11 protein-coding genes are annotated in these 14,254 nt (G+C 35.3%); 5 read left to right on the forward strand and 6 right to left on the reverse strand.

The annotated features are described in order from the left end of the window. The gene (locus QOR44_RS09010; RefSeq protein WP_000975717.1) at positions 1 to 1,197 is read right to left on the reverse strand and encodes a glycoside hydrolase family 88 protein; all 1,197 of its coding nucleotides are present in this window, start codon (positions 1,195 to 1,197) and stop codon (positions 1 to 3) included. Between the two features lie 2 nt (positions 1,198 to 1,199). Beyond that, positions 1,200 to 1,634, reverse strand: a complete 435-nt coding sequence (locus QOR44_RS09015) for a PTS sugar transporter subunit IIA (protein WP_000590446.1) — start codon at positions 1,632 to 1,634, stop codon at positions 1,200 to 1,202. Between the two features lie 277 nt (positions 1,635 to 1,911). On the opposite strand from QOR44_RS09015, the gene dhuD reads away from it, so the two are divergent. The 5 genes from dhuD to QOR44_RS09040 all read left to right on the forward strand — a co-directional run bounded on the left by dhuD (position 1,912) and on the right by QOR44_RS09040 (position 7,622). Continuing rightward, positions 1,912 to 2,724 (forward strand): monomeric 2-dehydro-3-deoxy-D-gluconate 5-dehydrogenase DhuD, encoded by an 813-nt coding sequence (gene dhuD, locus QOR44_RS09020; RefSeq protein WP_000139173.1) that lies wholly within the window; start codon positions 1,912 to 1,914, stop codon positions 2,722 to 2,724. A 16-nt stretch (positions 2,725 to 2,740) separates the two neighbouring features. Further along, positions 2,741 to 3,379: a 5-dehydro-4-deoxy-D-glucuronate isomerase DhuI gene (gene dhuI, locus QOR44_RS09025; RefSeq protein WP_000684794.1), complete on the forward strand. Its 639-nt coding sequence runs from the start codon at positions 2,741 to 2,743 to the stop codon at positions 3,377 to 3,379. Between the two features lie 25 nt (positions 3,380 to 3,404). After that, positions 3,405 to 4,412, forward strand: coding sequence for a sugar kinase (locus QOR44_RS09030; protein WP_000034932.1), 1,008 nt, complete (start codon positions 3,405 to 3,407; stop codon positions 4,410 to 4,412). A gap of 11 nt (positions 4,413 to 4,423) precedes the next feature. Next, the gene (locus tag QOR44_RS09035) at positions 4,424 to 5,062 is read left to right on the forward strand and encodes a bifunctional 4-hydroxy-2-oxoglutarate aldolase/2-dehydro-3-deoxy-phosphogluconate aldolase (RefSeq protein WP_000597404.1); all 639 of its coding nucleotides are present in this window, start codon (positions 4,424 to 4,426) and stop codon (positions 5,060 to 5,062) included. Positions 5,063 to 5,768: 706 nt separating this feature from the next. After that, positions 5,769 to 7,622 carry a hypothetical protein gene (locus QOR44_RS09040; RefSeq protein WP_000730232.1) on the forward strand — a complete coding sequence of 618 codons (1,854 nt, stop codon included), beginning with the start codon at positions 5,769 to 5,771 and terminating at the stop codon, positions 7,620 to 7,622. A gap of 170 nt (positions 7,623 to 7,792) precedes the next feature. Here QOR44_RS09040 and QOR44_RS09045 read toward each other — a convergent pair whose 3' ends face one another. From QOR44_RS09045 to QOR44_RS09060, 4 genes are all read right to left on the reverse strand, one after another. Further along, positions 7,793 to 8,407 carry a nitroreductase family protein gene (locus QOR44_RS09045; RefSeq protein ID WP_000008878.1) on the reverse strand — a complete coding sequence of 205 codons (615 nt, stop codon included), beginning with the start codon at positions 8,405 to 8,407 and terminating at the stop codon, positions 7,793 to 7,795. A 132-nt stretch (positions 8,408 to 8,539) separates the two neighbouring features. Beyond that, the gene (locus tag QOR44_RS09050; RefSeq protein WP_000526288.1) at positions 8,540 to 8,965 is read right to left on the reverse strand and encodes a MarR family winged helix-turn-helix transcriptional regulator; all 426 of its coding nucleotides are present in this window, start codon (positions 8,963 to 8,965) and stop codon (positions 8,540 to 8,542) included. A 126-nt stretch (positions 8,966 to 9,091) separates the two neighbouring features. Further along, positions 9,092 to 13,498 (reverse strand): PolC-type DNA polymerase III, encoded by a 4,407-nt coding sequence (locus QOR44_RS09055; RefSeq protein ID WP_001292134.1) that lies wholly within the window; start codon positions 13,496 to 13,498, stop codon positions 9,092 to 9,094. Positions 13,499 to 13,620: 122 nt separating this feature from the next. Continuing rightward, on the reverse strand, positions 13,621 to 14,205 hold the full coding sequence (locus QOR44_RS09060) for a glycoside hydrolase family 73 protein (protein WP_000842268.1): 585 nt from the start codon (positions 14,203 to 14,205) through the stop codon (positions 13,621 to 13,623). Positions 14,206 to 14,254: the final 49 nt, after the last annotated feature.

Raw genomic sequence — 14,254 nt, forward strand, 5'->3', positions numbered from 1 at the left:
TTACCAATAAAGTTCCCAGTCTTTATAGAATCTTATTAAGGCTTCTAAGTAATAATAATCTCCCCAAATATTACCTTCATCTACTCCTTTACCTGAATGCCACGAATACACACCGTGCAATAGAAGAGGACGTCCTGCTATAAATTCACTATTACTATACTGTTCAATCAGACTACGAAGCATTGTATGCATAGCATATTTGTATGTCTCTTTATCAGGATCTACTTCTGGTAAATGTTTAAGCATCTCATGAATCCCACACACAGCTGTTGCTGTTGCGGATGTATCTCTAGGCTGACCCGAGCCATCCGTAAAAATAAGGTCCCAATAGGATACCTTGTCTTCAGGTAAACGATTTAGAAAATAGTTTGTCATACCTTTAAAAAGGATAATCTGCTGATAATCTTTCATTTTCCGGTAACTAAGCGGAATACCGTAGATGCCCCATGCTTGCCCTCTTGCCCAAGATGACTCATCACTATAACCCTGTCGTGTGACACCTTTTAACGGTTCTCCAGTTTCTGGGTCGAAATAAAAAGTATGAAAAGCAGAAGAATCATCACGCACCACATTGTTAGCTGAAGCGTAGAAGTGATTCACCGCAACTTGTCTATACTTTTCATCACCTGTCTGTTCATAAGCAAAAAATAAGAGTTGGATATTAAGTAAGCAATCGATAATTAAGCGATAGTGTTCCTTATACCCGAGTTCTCCCCAAGCCTGAATAAATCCACCTTTTTCTTGATAGCGCTCCATCAATTTATCTGCAGCTTTTATAGTGGCTTCTAAAGCTTTAGCATCACCATTGATACGATATTCTGCTGTACAAGATGGTGTGTAAAGAAATCCTAAGTCGTGGTGATCTAATGCTATACGATTATTAATACGATTTAGAAATGACAATACATTTTTGTGGGCTATGTTTTTTAACTTTTTATCCTGATTATACTCATAAGCTAACCACAAGCACCCTGTCCAAAAACCATTTGTCCATTCTGTGTTATCCATAACTTTATAAGTATTATTGAATGTTGCAGGCGTTGGATACTCTTCACCAAAGTAATCAATATTAATATAAAGTTGCTTCAAGGCTTTTTCAATCGCTTCCTCAACTTCAATCTTAGTTAATAATCTACTGTTTAAAAAACGCTTTGGATTTTCAATTGACTCAACCTTGACCGGTTTTATTTTCATCATTATTAAATGCCTCCCTCAAAAGTTGCTTCTGCAGTTTGTGTAGCAAGGCAAGTAGAAAAATCAACAATTCCTTCATGAGATGATGTTACAACTTTATCAACAAGGTCATCTACATGTTCAAACATCGTTCTAGATAAAACAGCTTCCATTAACATTGAAAGGTTCAAACCCGATAAAACTTTTATCTTTTTATCTGTATATTCTACTGATAAGGCGGAAGAAACATTGAAAGGAGTCCCACCTAGCAAATCAGTCAATACTAAAATTTCTTTGAAATCGATAACCTCTCTTTGCAATGCAACTCTAACATCATTAGAAGACATGCCTGCAATAAAGTTAATACCAACAACATATTTCTGATGCCCAGCAATAAGTTCTAAAGAGCTTAAAATACCATCTGGAAAGTTGCCGTGTGCTACAATAATAATTTTTATCATATTTTCTCCTCTTGAGTTTACCGGTTTACTTTTATAATCAGATTATAGCGCTTTCATTTTTGGGTGTCAACATCTTTTTTATATTTTTTGAGCAGTTTACTTGATTTTTTATAATGATGTCTTTTTTATCTTTAAGAATCATAACTTAGATAAAGCTTTATTATATATGTTGCCAAGTTTTATAGGAGAAGAACTCTATGGTTGACAAAACCGGTTTACTTTGTTACTATTCATGTAAACAGGTTTACTTCCTGAATTTTTTTACGGAGGTCATATTATGACTGAACAATTCTTAAAAGACAACTTTTCACTAGAAGGTAAAGTCGCCTTAATAACAGGCGCTTCTTACGGCATTGGTTTTTCAATAGCAACTGCTTTTGCTAGAGCTGGAGCAACTATTGTCTTCAATGATATTAAGCAGGAACTCGTTGACAAAGGCATCTCCGCCTATAAAAAACTTGGCATTAAGGCCCATGGGTATGTTTGTGATGTTACAGATGAAGATGGAATCAACGAAATGGTGAACAAAATTTCTCAAGATGTTGGGGTAATTGATATTCTAGTTAACAACGCAGGTATTATAAAACGCACCCCTATGCTAGAGATGAGCGCTGCAGATTTTCGACAAGTTATTGATATTGATTTGAATGCTCCCTTTATCGTATCAAAAGCGGTATTACCTGGAATGATCCAAAAAGGACATGGTAAAATCATCAATATTTGCTCCATGATGAGTGAGCTTGGACGCGAAACAGTTGCTGCCTATGCTGCTGCCAAAGGGGGACTTAAAATGTTAACCAAGAACATCGCTTCTGAATACGGTTCTGCTAACATCCAATGTAACGGTATCGGGCCCGGCTATATTGCCACACCACAAACAGCTCCCCTTCGTGAACGTCAAGATGATGGTTCACGTCATCCATTCGACCAATTTATCATCGCTAAAACACCTGCCGCTCGCTGGGGTGAGGCAGAAGATTTAGGTGCACCAGCTATCTTCCTTGCTAGCGATGCATCAAACTTTATCAATGGTCACATACTCTATGTAGATGGCGGTATTTTAGCTTACATCGGTAAACAACCTCAATAATAAAGGAGTAATATAAATGAAAATTGCATTAATCAACGAAAATAGCCAAGCAAGTAAAAATACTATTATCTACAAAGAATTGAAAGCGGTTTCTGACAAAAAAGGATTTGATGTTTTCAACTACGGGATGTATGGCAAAGAAGAAGAAAGCCAGCTAACTTATGTACAAAATGGTTTACTGACTGCTATTTTACTTAATAGCGGTGCTGCAGATTTTGTTATTACAGGCTGTGGGACAGGAATTGGAGCGATGCTTGCTTGTAATAGTTTTCCTGGAGTAGTCTGTGGATTCGCTGCTGATCCTGTCGACGCTTACTTATTCTCTCAAGTAAACGGAGGAAATGCTCTTTCTCTTCCTTTTGCTAAAGGATTTGGTTGGGGAGCTGAATTGAATCTGAGGTATTTATTTGAACGTCTTTTCGAAGATGAAAAAGGAGGGGGATACCCTAAAGAGAGGGCTGTGCCTGAGCAACGCAACGCACGTATCCTTAGCGAAGTAAAACAGATTACTTACAGAGATTTACTCTCTGTTTTAAAAGAAATTGATCAAGATTTCTTAAAGGAAACCATTTCTGGGGAGCATTTCCAAGAATATTTCTTCGCTAATTGCCAAAATCAAAATATAGCAGACTACTTGAAATCTGTCTTAGACTAAAGCGTCTGTTTTAGAAAGGACTTTTATGTCTAAGATTCTTTTTTTCGGTGAACCTCTCATTCGCATCACTCCAAAAGAAAATGACTATTTTGCAGATAGTATCTCAACTAAACTATTCTATGGTGGCTCTGAAGTTAATATCGCAAGAGCTCTACAAGGCTTTGGGCAAGATACTAAACTCCTCTCAGCCTTACCCAATAATCCCATAGGTAATAGTTTTCTTCAATTTTTAAAAGCACAGGGTATTGATACTCATTCTATTCAGTGTGTTGGAGAACGTGTTGGGTTATATTTCTTAGAAAATTCCTTTGCTTGCAGAAAAGGTGAGGTGGTCTACGACCGCGATCATAGTAGTTTACATGACTTTAGGATAAACCAAATTGATTTCGATCAATTATTTGAAGGAGTTTCTCTCTTTCATTTTAGTGGCATTACACTATCATTGGATGAGTCTATTCAAGAGATAACATTGCTTCTTTTAAAAGAAGCTAAAAAAAGAGAGATAACAATCTCCTTAGATCTCAATTTTCGCAGTAAACTAATTTCTCCTAAAAATGCCAAAATCCTTTTTTCTCAGTTCGCTACCTTTGCGGATATTTGTTTTGGTATTGAACCTCTTATGGTTGACTCACAGGACACTACCTTCTTCAATCGCGATGAAGCTACAATAGAGGACATCAAAGAACGTATGATTTCTCTTATAAATCACTTTGACTTTCAAGTCATTTTCCATACTAAACGTCTACAGGATGAATGGGGACGAAATCACTACCAAGCTTACATAGCAAATCGTAAACAAGAGTTTGTCACTTCAAAAGAAATCACCACAGCTGTAAACCAGAGAATTGGAAGCGGAGATGCTTTTGTGGCTGGAGCGCTATATCAACTACTTCAGCACTCAGACAGCAAGACAGTCATTGATTTCGCTGTCGCTAGTGCATCTTTAAAATGTGCTTTGGAAGGAGACAATATGTTTGAGACCGTTGCCGCAGTTAACAAAGTACTAAATCAATCGAAAGACATTATTCGTTAAAAGGGAGAATTATGATAAAATCAAAGATTTTGTTGCAATTAATGCAAGGAAAAATAGTTGCTGTCATTCGTGGAAATAGCAAAGAAGAAGCTTTTCAAGCTGCTCAAGCATGCATAAAAGGTGGTATTTCTGCTATCGAAATCGCCTATACTAATAGCAAAGCTAGCCAAGTCATTGAACAACTAGTCACACAATATACTAACCAAGAACAAGTTGTCGTTGGGGCAGGAACTGTTCTAGACTCAGAAACTGCCCGAATGGCTATTTTAGCAGGAGCAAAGTTTATTGTATCTCCCGCATTTAATCTACAGACTGCTAAATTATGTAATCGTTATGCTATTCCTTATTTACCAGGTTGCATGACCTTATCAGAGATAACAACAGCACTTGAAGCTGGTTGTGAAATAATTAAAATATTCCCAGGAGGTACTCTAGGAACATCTTTCATCTCATCACTAAAAGCACCTTTACCTCAAGTACAAATTATGGTGACTGGTGGGGTAAATCTCACAAATGCCAAAGACTGGTTTCTATCTGGAGTAACAGCCATTGGTATTGGTGGAGAGTTCAATAAACTAGCAGCTTTGGGGGAATTTGATAAAATCACAGAAATGGCTAAACAATACAAAATACAGCTAAATCTGAATTAACACAATAAAAAGACAAGGCACCCCCACACCTCAATCATGAGACAGAAGAAAAGAACTTTTATAAAGCCATTTTTCTGTAGTACCGTTTATCTTAATCAGACTCATTATCTCGATTTTCTTATCAGACCGAGATAATTTTAGCTAATCTTCCTGTAGACATAACCGTTCTACTTCCGACAACTGATCCATGTCTTCACCAAAGATATACTACTTGCCCGCAGATTGATATAAGTAGTGAAGCTCATCATTCTCATATCATTTCAGCAAATAATAGATTTGATATCATTTTTATATCCAAAAACTTAGCAATGACCTATCAGGCTTACCCGCTTTTCCTATCTCAACACAGGCTAACTTAGCTCCTATCAAATACATTTTTTAAACATAATTAAAAACATTTCTGATTATAGTTTATTAGATTTCAACAGAAGTATTTTTCCTGCGTCTCAGCTTTTGGGTGTACCGTTATTTTGAAGTTTTGATAGTTGAGTGATATCATTAATAGTCATTTTTTAGACATTCTAAACCTCCTTTCTAATTTGACCGATTTTATTTTTTATAACGACTCGTTTTACTGTTATATCTCTTTATAATCACCTATTTAAATAGATGCATTTAAAATCAAAATTAATCCAAGATTTTTATTGAAAAACATTTTTTAATATGCTATTATTTATTTATTAATAAATGAGGAGATTTTTAAAAAATGAAGAAAAAAAGATTAAAATTAACTTGTGTTTTATCATTTGCTGTAGCTTCAACATTATTCAACCTATCTGATTTAAATATATCATATGCTAATCAAAATAATATTCAAGAAACTAATCTAGTTGAAAAAAACAGTGAAGATAAGTTTATTCAAGAGTTAAATAGGTATAAAACAGAGATACCAAATTTCAAAGGTTTTAATGTTTGGATTTTAGGTGATAAAGGCTATTACAAAAACCTTATCAATTTAGAAGAAATTAAAAATATCCAATCTACATTAAAAAAAGAAAGAAATGAAGAATATGTCTTTGTCAAATTAAATGGGAAAATCGCACATGATACAACAGTATTCTTGATGAATAAAAAACATAAATTACTTAAAAATATAGAGGAATTTAAGACGATAACCCAAAAAAGGCTAACTGAGAGAGGAAAGTTCCCATATGATACCGTTCATTCTACGTTTGAAATTAAGGATGAAAACTTTATCATGGAAAGATTGAAATCATCAGGGTTATCTATGGGTAAACCAGTTGATTATATGGGCGTAAATGGTATCCCTATTTACACTAAAACATTATCTATAGATAATAAGTTTGCCTTTGAAAATAATTCAAAAGATTCTTCATATTCTTCAAACATTAATATTAGTGAAGATAAAATAAAAGAAAATGACCAAAAAATTCTAGATTTAATAGTTAAATCTGGAGCTAATAATCAAAACTTAACAGATGAAGAAAAAGTAATTGCTTTCACTAAATATATAGGTGAAATAACTAATTATGACAATGAAGCTTACAGAGCTAGAAATGTCGACACAGAATATTACAGAGCTTCAGATTTATTTTCTGTAACAGAAAGAAAACTTGCTATGTGCGTTGGCTATAGTGTAACAGCCGCTAGGGCATTTAATATTATGGGGATACCTAGTTATGTCGTTTCTGGTAAAAGTCCTCAAGGAATATCTCATGCAGCTGTGAGAGCGTATTATAATAGAAGTTGGCATATCATAGATATCACAGCCAGTACATATTGGAAAAATGGTAATTACAAAACAACGTATTCCGATTTTATTAAAGAATACTGTATAGATGGTTATGACGTTTATGATCCCGCAAAAACAAATAATAGATTTAAAGTTAAGTATATGGAATCAAATGAAGCGTTTGAAAATTGGATACATAATAATGGAAGCAAATCTATGTTATTTATTAATGAATCTGCAGCTCTAAAAGATAAAAAACCAAAAGATGATTTTGTACCAGTAACAGAAAAAGAAAAAAACGAGCTGATAGATAAGTATAAAAAATTATTGTCACAGATTCCTGAAAACACACAAAATCCAGGAGAAAAAAACATAAGAGATTATTTGAAAAATGAATATGAAGAAATATTAAAGAAAGATAATTTATTTGAGCATGAACATGCAGAATTTAAAGAAAGTCTAAATTTAAATGAATCATTCTACCTACAATTAAAGAAAGAAGAAATGAAACCGAGTGATAATCTCAAAAAAGAAGAAAAACCAAGAGAAAATTCAGTAAAAGAGAGGGAGACTCCAGCTGAAAACAATGATTTTGTTTCAGTAACAGAAAAAAACAACTTGATTGATAAATATAAAGAATTATTATCAAAAATCCCAGAGAATACACAAAATCCTGGGGAAAAGAATATACGAAATTATCTAGAGAAAGAATATGAAGAACTACTACAAAAAGATAAATTATTCAAGCATGAGTATACAGAGTTTACAAAAAGTCTAAATTTGAATGAAACATTCTATTCACAATTAAAAGAAGGAGAAATGAAACTAAGTGAAAATCCCGAAAAAGGAGAAACGAACACGAATTAACCTTTCAAATATCTACATCAAATAACAGAAGTCTCTGTATCAAGCGAATTGTAGCTTTTTTGAATATACTAAAAACACTCCTACCTCTATTTTACTAGAAGTAGGAGTGTTTTTTCATTTTATTTCATAGATGCAGTGTCATTGCTATCCTTGCCTTTTTTTGTACAGTATTATCCGATGACTTTAAAGCGGTCATCATCATTCATGAATTCTTTTTCTCCTGTTTCAGCTTCGATTGAACCAAAATTTAGTTGTCCACGAAGTTTCCAACTAGCTGGAACACCATAAACAGCTTGTACTGATGCATCAATAACTGGATTGTAATGTTGTAAATTACCACCAAGTCCAAGTTCTGCAGAAAGGGCTGTCCAAGTATTTACTGAGGCAATACCTGTTGATTGCTCAGACCAAACTGGAAAGTTATCCGCATAAAGAACGAATTGTTCTTGAAGAGATTTGACAACATCTTGATCTTCAAAGAAGAGTACTGTTCCCTTTGAAGCTCCAAAACTAGCTAATTTTTCCTTAGTTCCAGCAATAGCTGTCTCTGGAGCACCTTGTACTTTCATTGTTTCTACCAAATCATTAGCAACCAATTCATCCCAGAACTTAGTAACTTCATCATTCAATAAAATGACAACACGGGAAGTTTGACTATTAAAAGCAGATGGGGATTGGCGAACTGCCTCTTTAATAATCTCTACAATTTTCTCATCAGAAACTTCTGTATTGCGACCAAGAGCGTAAATAGAGCGACGGTTTTTTAATTCTTCCAAAAATGACATATTTTTTCTCCTTGTTCTTCAATCTCAGATATCTTACTACATTTGTTCTAGTGACATATGAATTAGATTAAAGTTATTTATTACTATGTAGTAATTATATTACCACTATATCGTAAAGTCAAAGAATGTGACTCACAAGGTTTTAAATTTTTTTAAAAGGTTAATCAAGTCTTCTTGCTCTGTTTCTGTTAAGACTGAAAAAGCATCTTCTACACGTTTAATATGCTCTGGTAGAGCTTTTTTTATCACTTCTTCTCCTTCAGTTGTTAAACTCACCAAAAAGGCTCTCTTATCATTCGGACAAGAATGGCGTAATACCCATCCCTTTTTTTCCATATTTTTAATAACAACAGTCATATTACCTGATGTAGCAAGCATATTTTCAATCAATTCTCCAATTTTCATTGTGCCTTTAGCATAGAGAACATCCAAAACTGCAAACTGAGTTGGTGTTAATTCAAATTCTTTAAATGATTCTGAGACTTTTCCGTCTATTGTTCTAAATGCTTTTCGCATGACAACCATAGATTTAACCGCTGAATTTTTAAAGTTTCCCATTTCATCTCCCAAACGTATTTTTTCTTATTTTATCACTAATTAGTTATTTCAAGCAAGAATATCATCTTTGCCCTATCAAAAGCAGCTGGCAAATAATAAGGTTGAGTAACTACTCAACCTTATTACTTAGAAGAAATCATCAAAAAGACTCAACTGATTGTCTTCTGGTAAATTTCCCAAAATACCCATCTCATCAAATTTTTCAACTAAGGTACTTGAGACTCCTCCTCGTTTACGAAGCTCTGTTTTTGATAAAAATTCACCATCTTCACGTGCCCGAACTATCTGTTTTGCAACGTTTTCTCCCAAGCCTTCCATAGCAACAAATGGAGGGATTAGCGTATCCTCTTCAATAATAAAGTCAGTCGCATGGCTACGATAAAGATCTAATTTCCCAAATTTAAAGCCACGCTCAAGCATTTCATTAACCAACTCTAATGTCGTAAAAAGATCATTTTCGACATTCGTCGCCTCATTACGCTGACGCTTCTCAGTGATATCCTTCATGCGCGCCTTAACGGCATCAAGTCCAGCACTCATTGTGCGTAATTCAAAAGCTTTGGCGCGAATAGAAAAATAAGCACAATAATAAAATATTGGATAATGTACTTTAAAGTACGCCACACGTAATGCCATTAAAACATAGGCTGCTGCATGGGCTTTAGGGAACATATACTTGATTTTTCCACACGATTCAATATACCAATCCGGGACATTATTATCACGCATTGCTTGGATATAACCATTACGCTCATCTTCTGAAATTTTCAACCATAACCCCTTACGCACGCGCTCCATGATTGTAAAGGCCATCTTTGGTTGTAGGCCAGCGTGCATTAAATAAACCATGATGTCATCACGACAACCAATAACAGTTGATAAGGTAGCAATACCTTCCTTGATTAAGTCTTGAGCATTACCTAACCAAACATCCGTACCATGTGATAGCCCTGACAGTTGCAACAATTCTGCAAATGTGGTTGGATGGGTTTCGTTCACCATACCACGAACAAAGTTCGTACCAAACTCTGGAATACCAAGCATTCCTGTAGGAGTTCCAATTTGCTCTTCTGTCACTCCTAAAACTTCCGTACCAGAAAATAACTTCATAACGTCTGGATCATCTGGAAGGATATTTGATGGATCAATTCCTGATAAATCCTGAAGTTTACGAATCATAGTAGGATCATCATGTCCTAGAATATCTAACTTCAAGACATTCTCATCAATATCATGGAAATTGAAGTGAGTTGTCTGCCAAGCAGCTGTCATATCATCTGCTGGATATTGAACCGGAGTAAAATCATAAACATCCATATAGTTAGGAATAACAACAATACCACCGGGGTGTTGACCTGTAGAACGTTTAACTCCCGCAGCACCAGTCGCTAACCGTTCGACCTCTGCATCGTTATAAAATTTATTGTAATCTCGTTCGTAACCTTTGACAAAACCAAAGGCAGTTTTTTCAGCTACGGTACCTACCGTTCCTGCACGAAAAGCATATTCTTCTCCAAAGATATCACGAACGTCTAAGTGAGCAGAAGGTTGATCATCTCCAGAGAAATTCAGATCAATATCAGGAACCTTATCTCCATCAAATCCTAAGAAAGTTTCAAACGGAATATCCTGTCCATCTTTCTTGTACAAAGTACCACATTTAGGACAATTTTTATTTGGTAAATCATAGCCTGAACCACAAGAACCATCTGTGATAAATTCAGAATGCTGACAATTTGGGCAAACATAATGAGGTGGCATTGGATTAACTTCAGTAATTCCTATCATGGTCGCTACAAAACTCGACCCAACAGACCCACGTGATCCTACTAGATAACCACGTTCATTAGAACGTTGCACCAACATTTGCGAAGCAAGATAGATAACGGCAAATCCATTACCAAGTATAGATGCTAACTCTTTTTCGATACGTAAATCAATAATATCAGGAAGAGGATTACCATATATTTCGAATGCTTTAGCATAAGTTAATTCAGCAACTCGTTCTTCAGCACGATCAACAAACGGGGTATAGAGATCCCCTTTTACAACTTCAACGTCTTCAAATCGATCTGCAAAAGTATTCGTATTGGTTACAACGATCTCATAGGCTAAATCTTTACCAAGAAAGGCAAATTCATCTAACATCTCATTTGTTGTGCGGAAATGTGCTTTTGGCAAAGGCGCTGGTTGAGCATCCTCCCCACGACCTATAGTCCTATTAATCATGGCACCTTGTCCAAGACTACGAACAATAATCTCACGGTAAATCTCATCTTCAGGCTCAATATAATGAACATTTCCCGTAGCTAAAACAGGCTTATCTAAACGCCGACCGACCTCTATTAGGTCTCTAATAATTTGTTGAATCCCCGCCTCATCTTTAATTAAATCACGTACCACCAAGGGGCGATAAATAGCAGGTGGCATGACTTCAATAAAATCATAATATTTAGCTAGGGTCACTGCTGCATCAATTCCATTTGATAACAAGGCATCAAAAACTTCTCCATCAGAACAGGCAGTACCTAGCAAGAGACCTTCTCTGTGAGCATCTAAAACTGATCTAGGAATTCTTGCCACCCCTTCAAAATATTTAACATTTGAAAGGCTAACTAACTTAAATATATTTTTAAGTCCAACCTGATTTTGGACATAAATGGTTGCATGCTTTATGCGTGCCTTTTTGTAAGAGTCTTCAGCTACCAATTTAGTATTGAGCTCCATCAAATTAGTCACATCACGATTTTCCCGCGCCTCTTTTAAGAAAATAAAGAGTAAGCGACCCGTTGCTTCAGCATCGTAGTTGGCCATATGATGATGTTCCAAAGCAACTTGGAAACGTTTGGTTAGAGGCCCCAAACCATGACGCTTATATTCAGGATAAAGATTTCTTGCAAATTCTAAGGTATCAATGACTGGCTGTGTGATCAAAGGCAGATTATGACGTTCATAATTCGCATTCATAAAACCAACGTCAAAGGTTGCATTATGCGCAACTAAAACCGTACCTTGACAAAAATTCTGAAATTCCTGAAGGACTTGTAAAATAGGTTTTGAACCTCTGACATGATTATCCGTAATACCTGTCAACTCAGTTGTAAAGGCAGAAAGAGGATGACCTGGGTCAATAAACTCATCAAATTGCTCAATAATATTACCCTTGAACATTTTTGATGCTGCAATCTGAATTAGGTCATTATTAGCTGCAGAAAGACCTGTAGTTTCCACATCAAATACAACATAAGTTGCTTCGTGCAAATTCATATCAACTTCGTTGTAGGAAATAGGCACTTTATCTTCAACAATATTTGCCTCTAATCCAAAAATTGCTTTTATACCTGCTTTTTTTGCTCTGTGGTAGCCGTGCGGAAAACTTTGAACATTGGCATGGTCAGTAATTGCAATAGCTGGGTGTCCCCACTTAGCTGCAGTATCAATGAGGCTCTCGACAGTTGGTAAAGCATCCATCGTTGACATATTGGTATGAGCATGAAATTCCACACGTTTTTGATCTGCTGGCATTAAGTCTTTACGTTCATGATGCACAATCTCTTTGATATCTTGAACATTCATTGTCAAAGATTTAGTAAAGTTATTGTTCTCAATATTCCCTCTGACTCGCAACCACGAACCTTTAGAAATCATATCGTACTTCTTCAATTCTTCATCATCTTTAGCCCACTTTTGCATAGCAAAACTTGAGGTATAATCAGTCATCTTAAAATTAATGATATGACGTCCAGTGCGGGTTGTTTTTCGTTCAACACTAAAAACCATTCCTTCAAAAACGATACGATTTTCTTCTGTTGTCACCTCAATCATGGGTGTAATCTCTGCTTTTTCAAAGCCAGCTTGACGTTGTTTGATACGCTCTTTGAAATCATAATTTTGAGTTGGTGTCACTTCTTCTGATGGAGGCGCTGAATCTTCTAGTGATTTTTGTGCTTCCAAGGCTTGCATAGCCTCTTGGTTAGCTTTTTCAAGCAATTGCTCGCGATTAGTTTCAAATGATGATTTTAAGTCTTGCGTCATTTGTTCATCAGAAACCATATCAATAGCAAGTTTACCAAATCCAAACAATGAAAATTGTTGTTCCAAACGCGGCAAATGATTCTGACGAAAATGATTATTATTGACAAATTGAGGTGCAGAAATAATCATCTGACTGCCATTGTAATGAACTTTTAATTGTGAAAAAGAACTCTTAAAACTTGCACTATTACACAAGGGTTCACAAAAAGCTTGTTGATAATAATCCTGTAGCAGATCATCAGAAAAATCAATAGTTTCTGCTCTTATATCAAAAGTAGCCTTTATATCTGCTTTTTCAAAACTATTCACTAAACGAGTTTGTAATTCACGATACACCTCAATTGGCAATAATTCTGGAAATGAAAAATGAAATTCCCATAAGCGTGATAGAGAATGAACCTTTACCTCGATAATATCAGCAGACGAAAAAACACTTGAATTCTTAATTTCAAGCGGCATTTCAATCTGATCCATAAGTTTCTTGAACAATTCTGACATAGTTTTCTCCTGAATATCTTACTTCCATTTTATCACATATCTGTAAATATTTCGAGATAACAAAAGGAGGCTGTTAAAAAAGGCATTTATTAGCCTTCTTAACAACACTCTCTTAACTGAAACTATTTATCATAAGCATCTAGACTGTAGGTTTCAATAATTTGGTTTAATTTACTAGCATAAGCAGTATCTGTCGCATAAAGACCTGTTAGAGCTGCAGTAGCATCCTTATAAGAAGAAGTATTTGATTTCCAAACAGATGCATACTTTTGACTAGATACTAACTCAGCATAATCATATAGTGAAGCAGAATAATTTGGATAGGCGCGAAAAGGAGCTTGGATTTGAGTCATATTGCCTTTCCCATCATCTTCTAAAGTAGGCATTTGAACAGATTTACCTTTATATTCTCCTTTGATGCCAAAGAGGTTATAATTAGGAGCCTTAGACAAATCTGATTGTCCACTGGATGATTCCAAAATAGCTTGTGCTAATAAGACTGACGCATACAAATCATAGGTCTTAGAAATTTCAATAGCTGTTGGGGAAATCGTTTGAATAAAAGTCGTCGTTTGATCCGATGCACTAGTGACTGTCGGTTCGACATTATCATTTTTATAATTGTAAAACCAAACCCCACCCAAACCAAAAACTAATAGTGTTGTTGTTAACCTCAATACCAATTTATCTTTTTTTCGACTTTTCATGATGGCTCCTTTCTAAAATATCATTTCATTATAACAAAAGGCAGTTGCT

This window comes from Streptococcus agalactiae (genome assembly GCF_949788565.1).
In the GTDB taxonomy this organism is placed as follows: Bacteria; Bacillota; Bacilli; order Lactobacillales; family Streptococcaceae; genus Streptococcus; species Streptococcus agalactiae.

Coding starts and splice junctions, on each gene's coding strand:
- QOR44_RS09010 (WP_000975717.1), bottom strand. CDS start 1,197: ATGATGAAAATAAAACCGGTCAAGGTTGAGTCAATTGAAAATCCAAAG.
- QOR44_RS09015 (WP_000590446.1), bottom strand. CDS start 1,634: ATGATAAAAATTATTATTGTAGCACACGGCAACTTTCCAGATGGTATT.
- dhuD (WP_000139173.1), top strand. CDS start 1,912: ATGACTGAACAATTCTTAAAAGACAACTTTTCACTAGAAGGTAAAGTC.
- dhuI (WP_000684794.1), top strand. CDS start 2,741: ATGAAAATTGCATTAATCAACGAAAATAGCCAAGCAAGTAAAAATACT.
- QOR44_RS09030 (WP_000034932.1), top strand. CDS start 3,405: ATGTCTAAGATTCTTTTTTTCGGTGAACCTCTCATTCGCATCACTCCA.
- QOR44_RS09035 (WP_000597404.1), top strand. CDS start 4,424: ATGATAAAATCAAAGATTTTGTTGCAATTAATGCAAGGAAAAATAGTT.
- QOR44_RS09040 (WP_000730232.1), top strand. CDS start 5,769: ATGAAGAAAAAAAGATTAAAATTAACTTGTGTTTTATCATTTGCTGTA.
- QOR44_RS09045 (WP_000008878.1), bottom strand. CDS start 8,407: ATGTCATTTTTGGAAGAATTAAAAAACCGTCGCTCTATTTACGCTCTT.
- QOR44_RS09050 (WP_000526288.1), bottom strand. CDS start 8,965: ATGGGAAACTTTAAAAATTCAGCGGTTAAATCTATGGTTGTCATGCGA.
- QOR44_RS09055 (WP_001292134.1), bottom strand. CDS start 13,498: ATGTCAGAATTGTTCAAGAAACTTATGGATCAGATTGAAATGCCGCTT.
- QOR44_RS09060 (WP_000842268.1), bottom strand. CDS start 14,205: ATGAAAAGTCGAAAAAAAGATAAATTGGTATTGAGGTTAACAACAACA.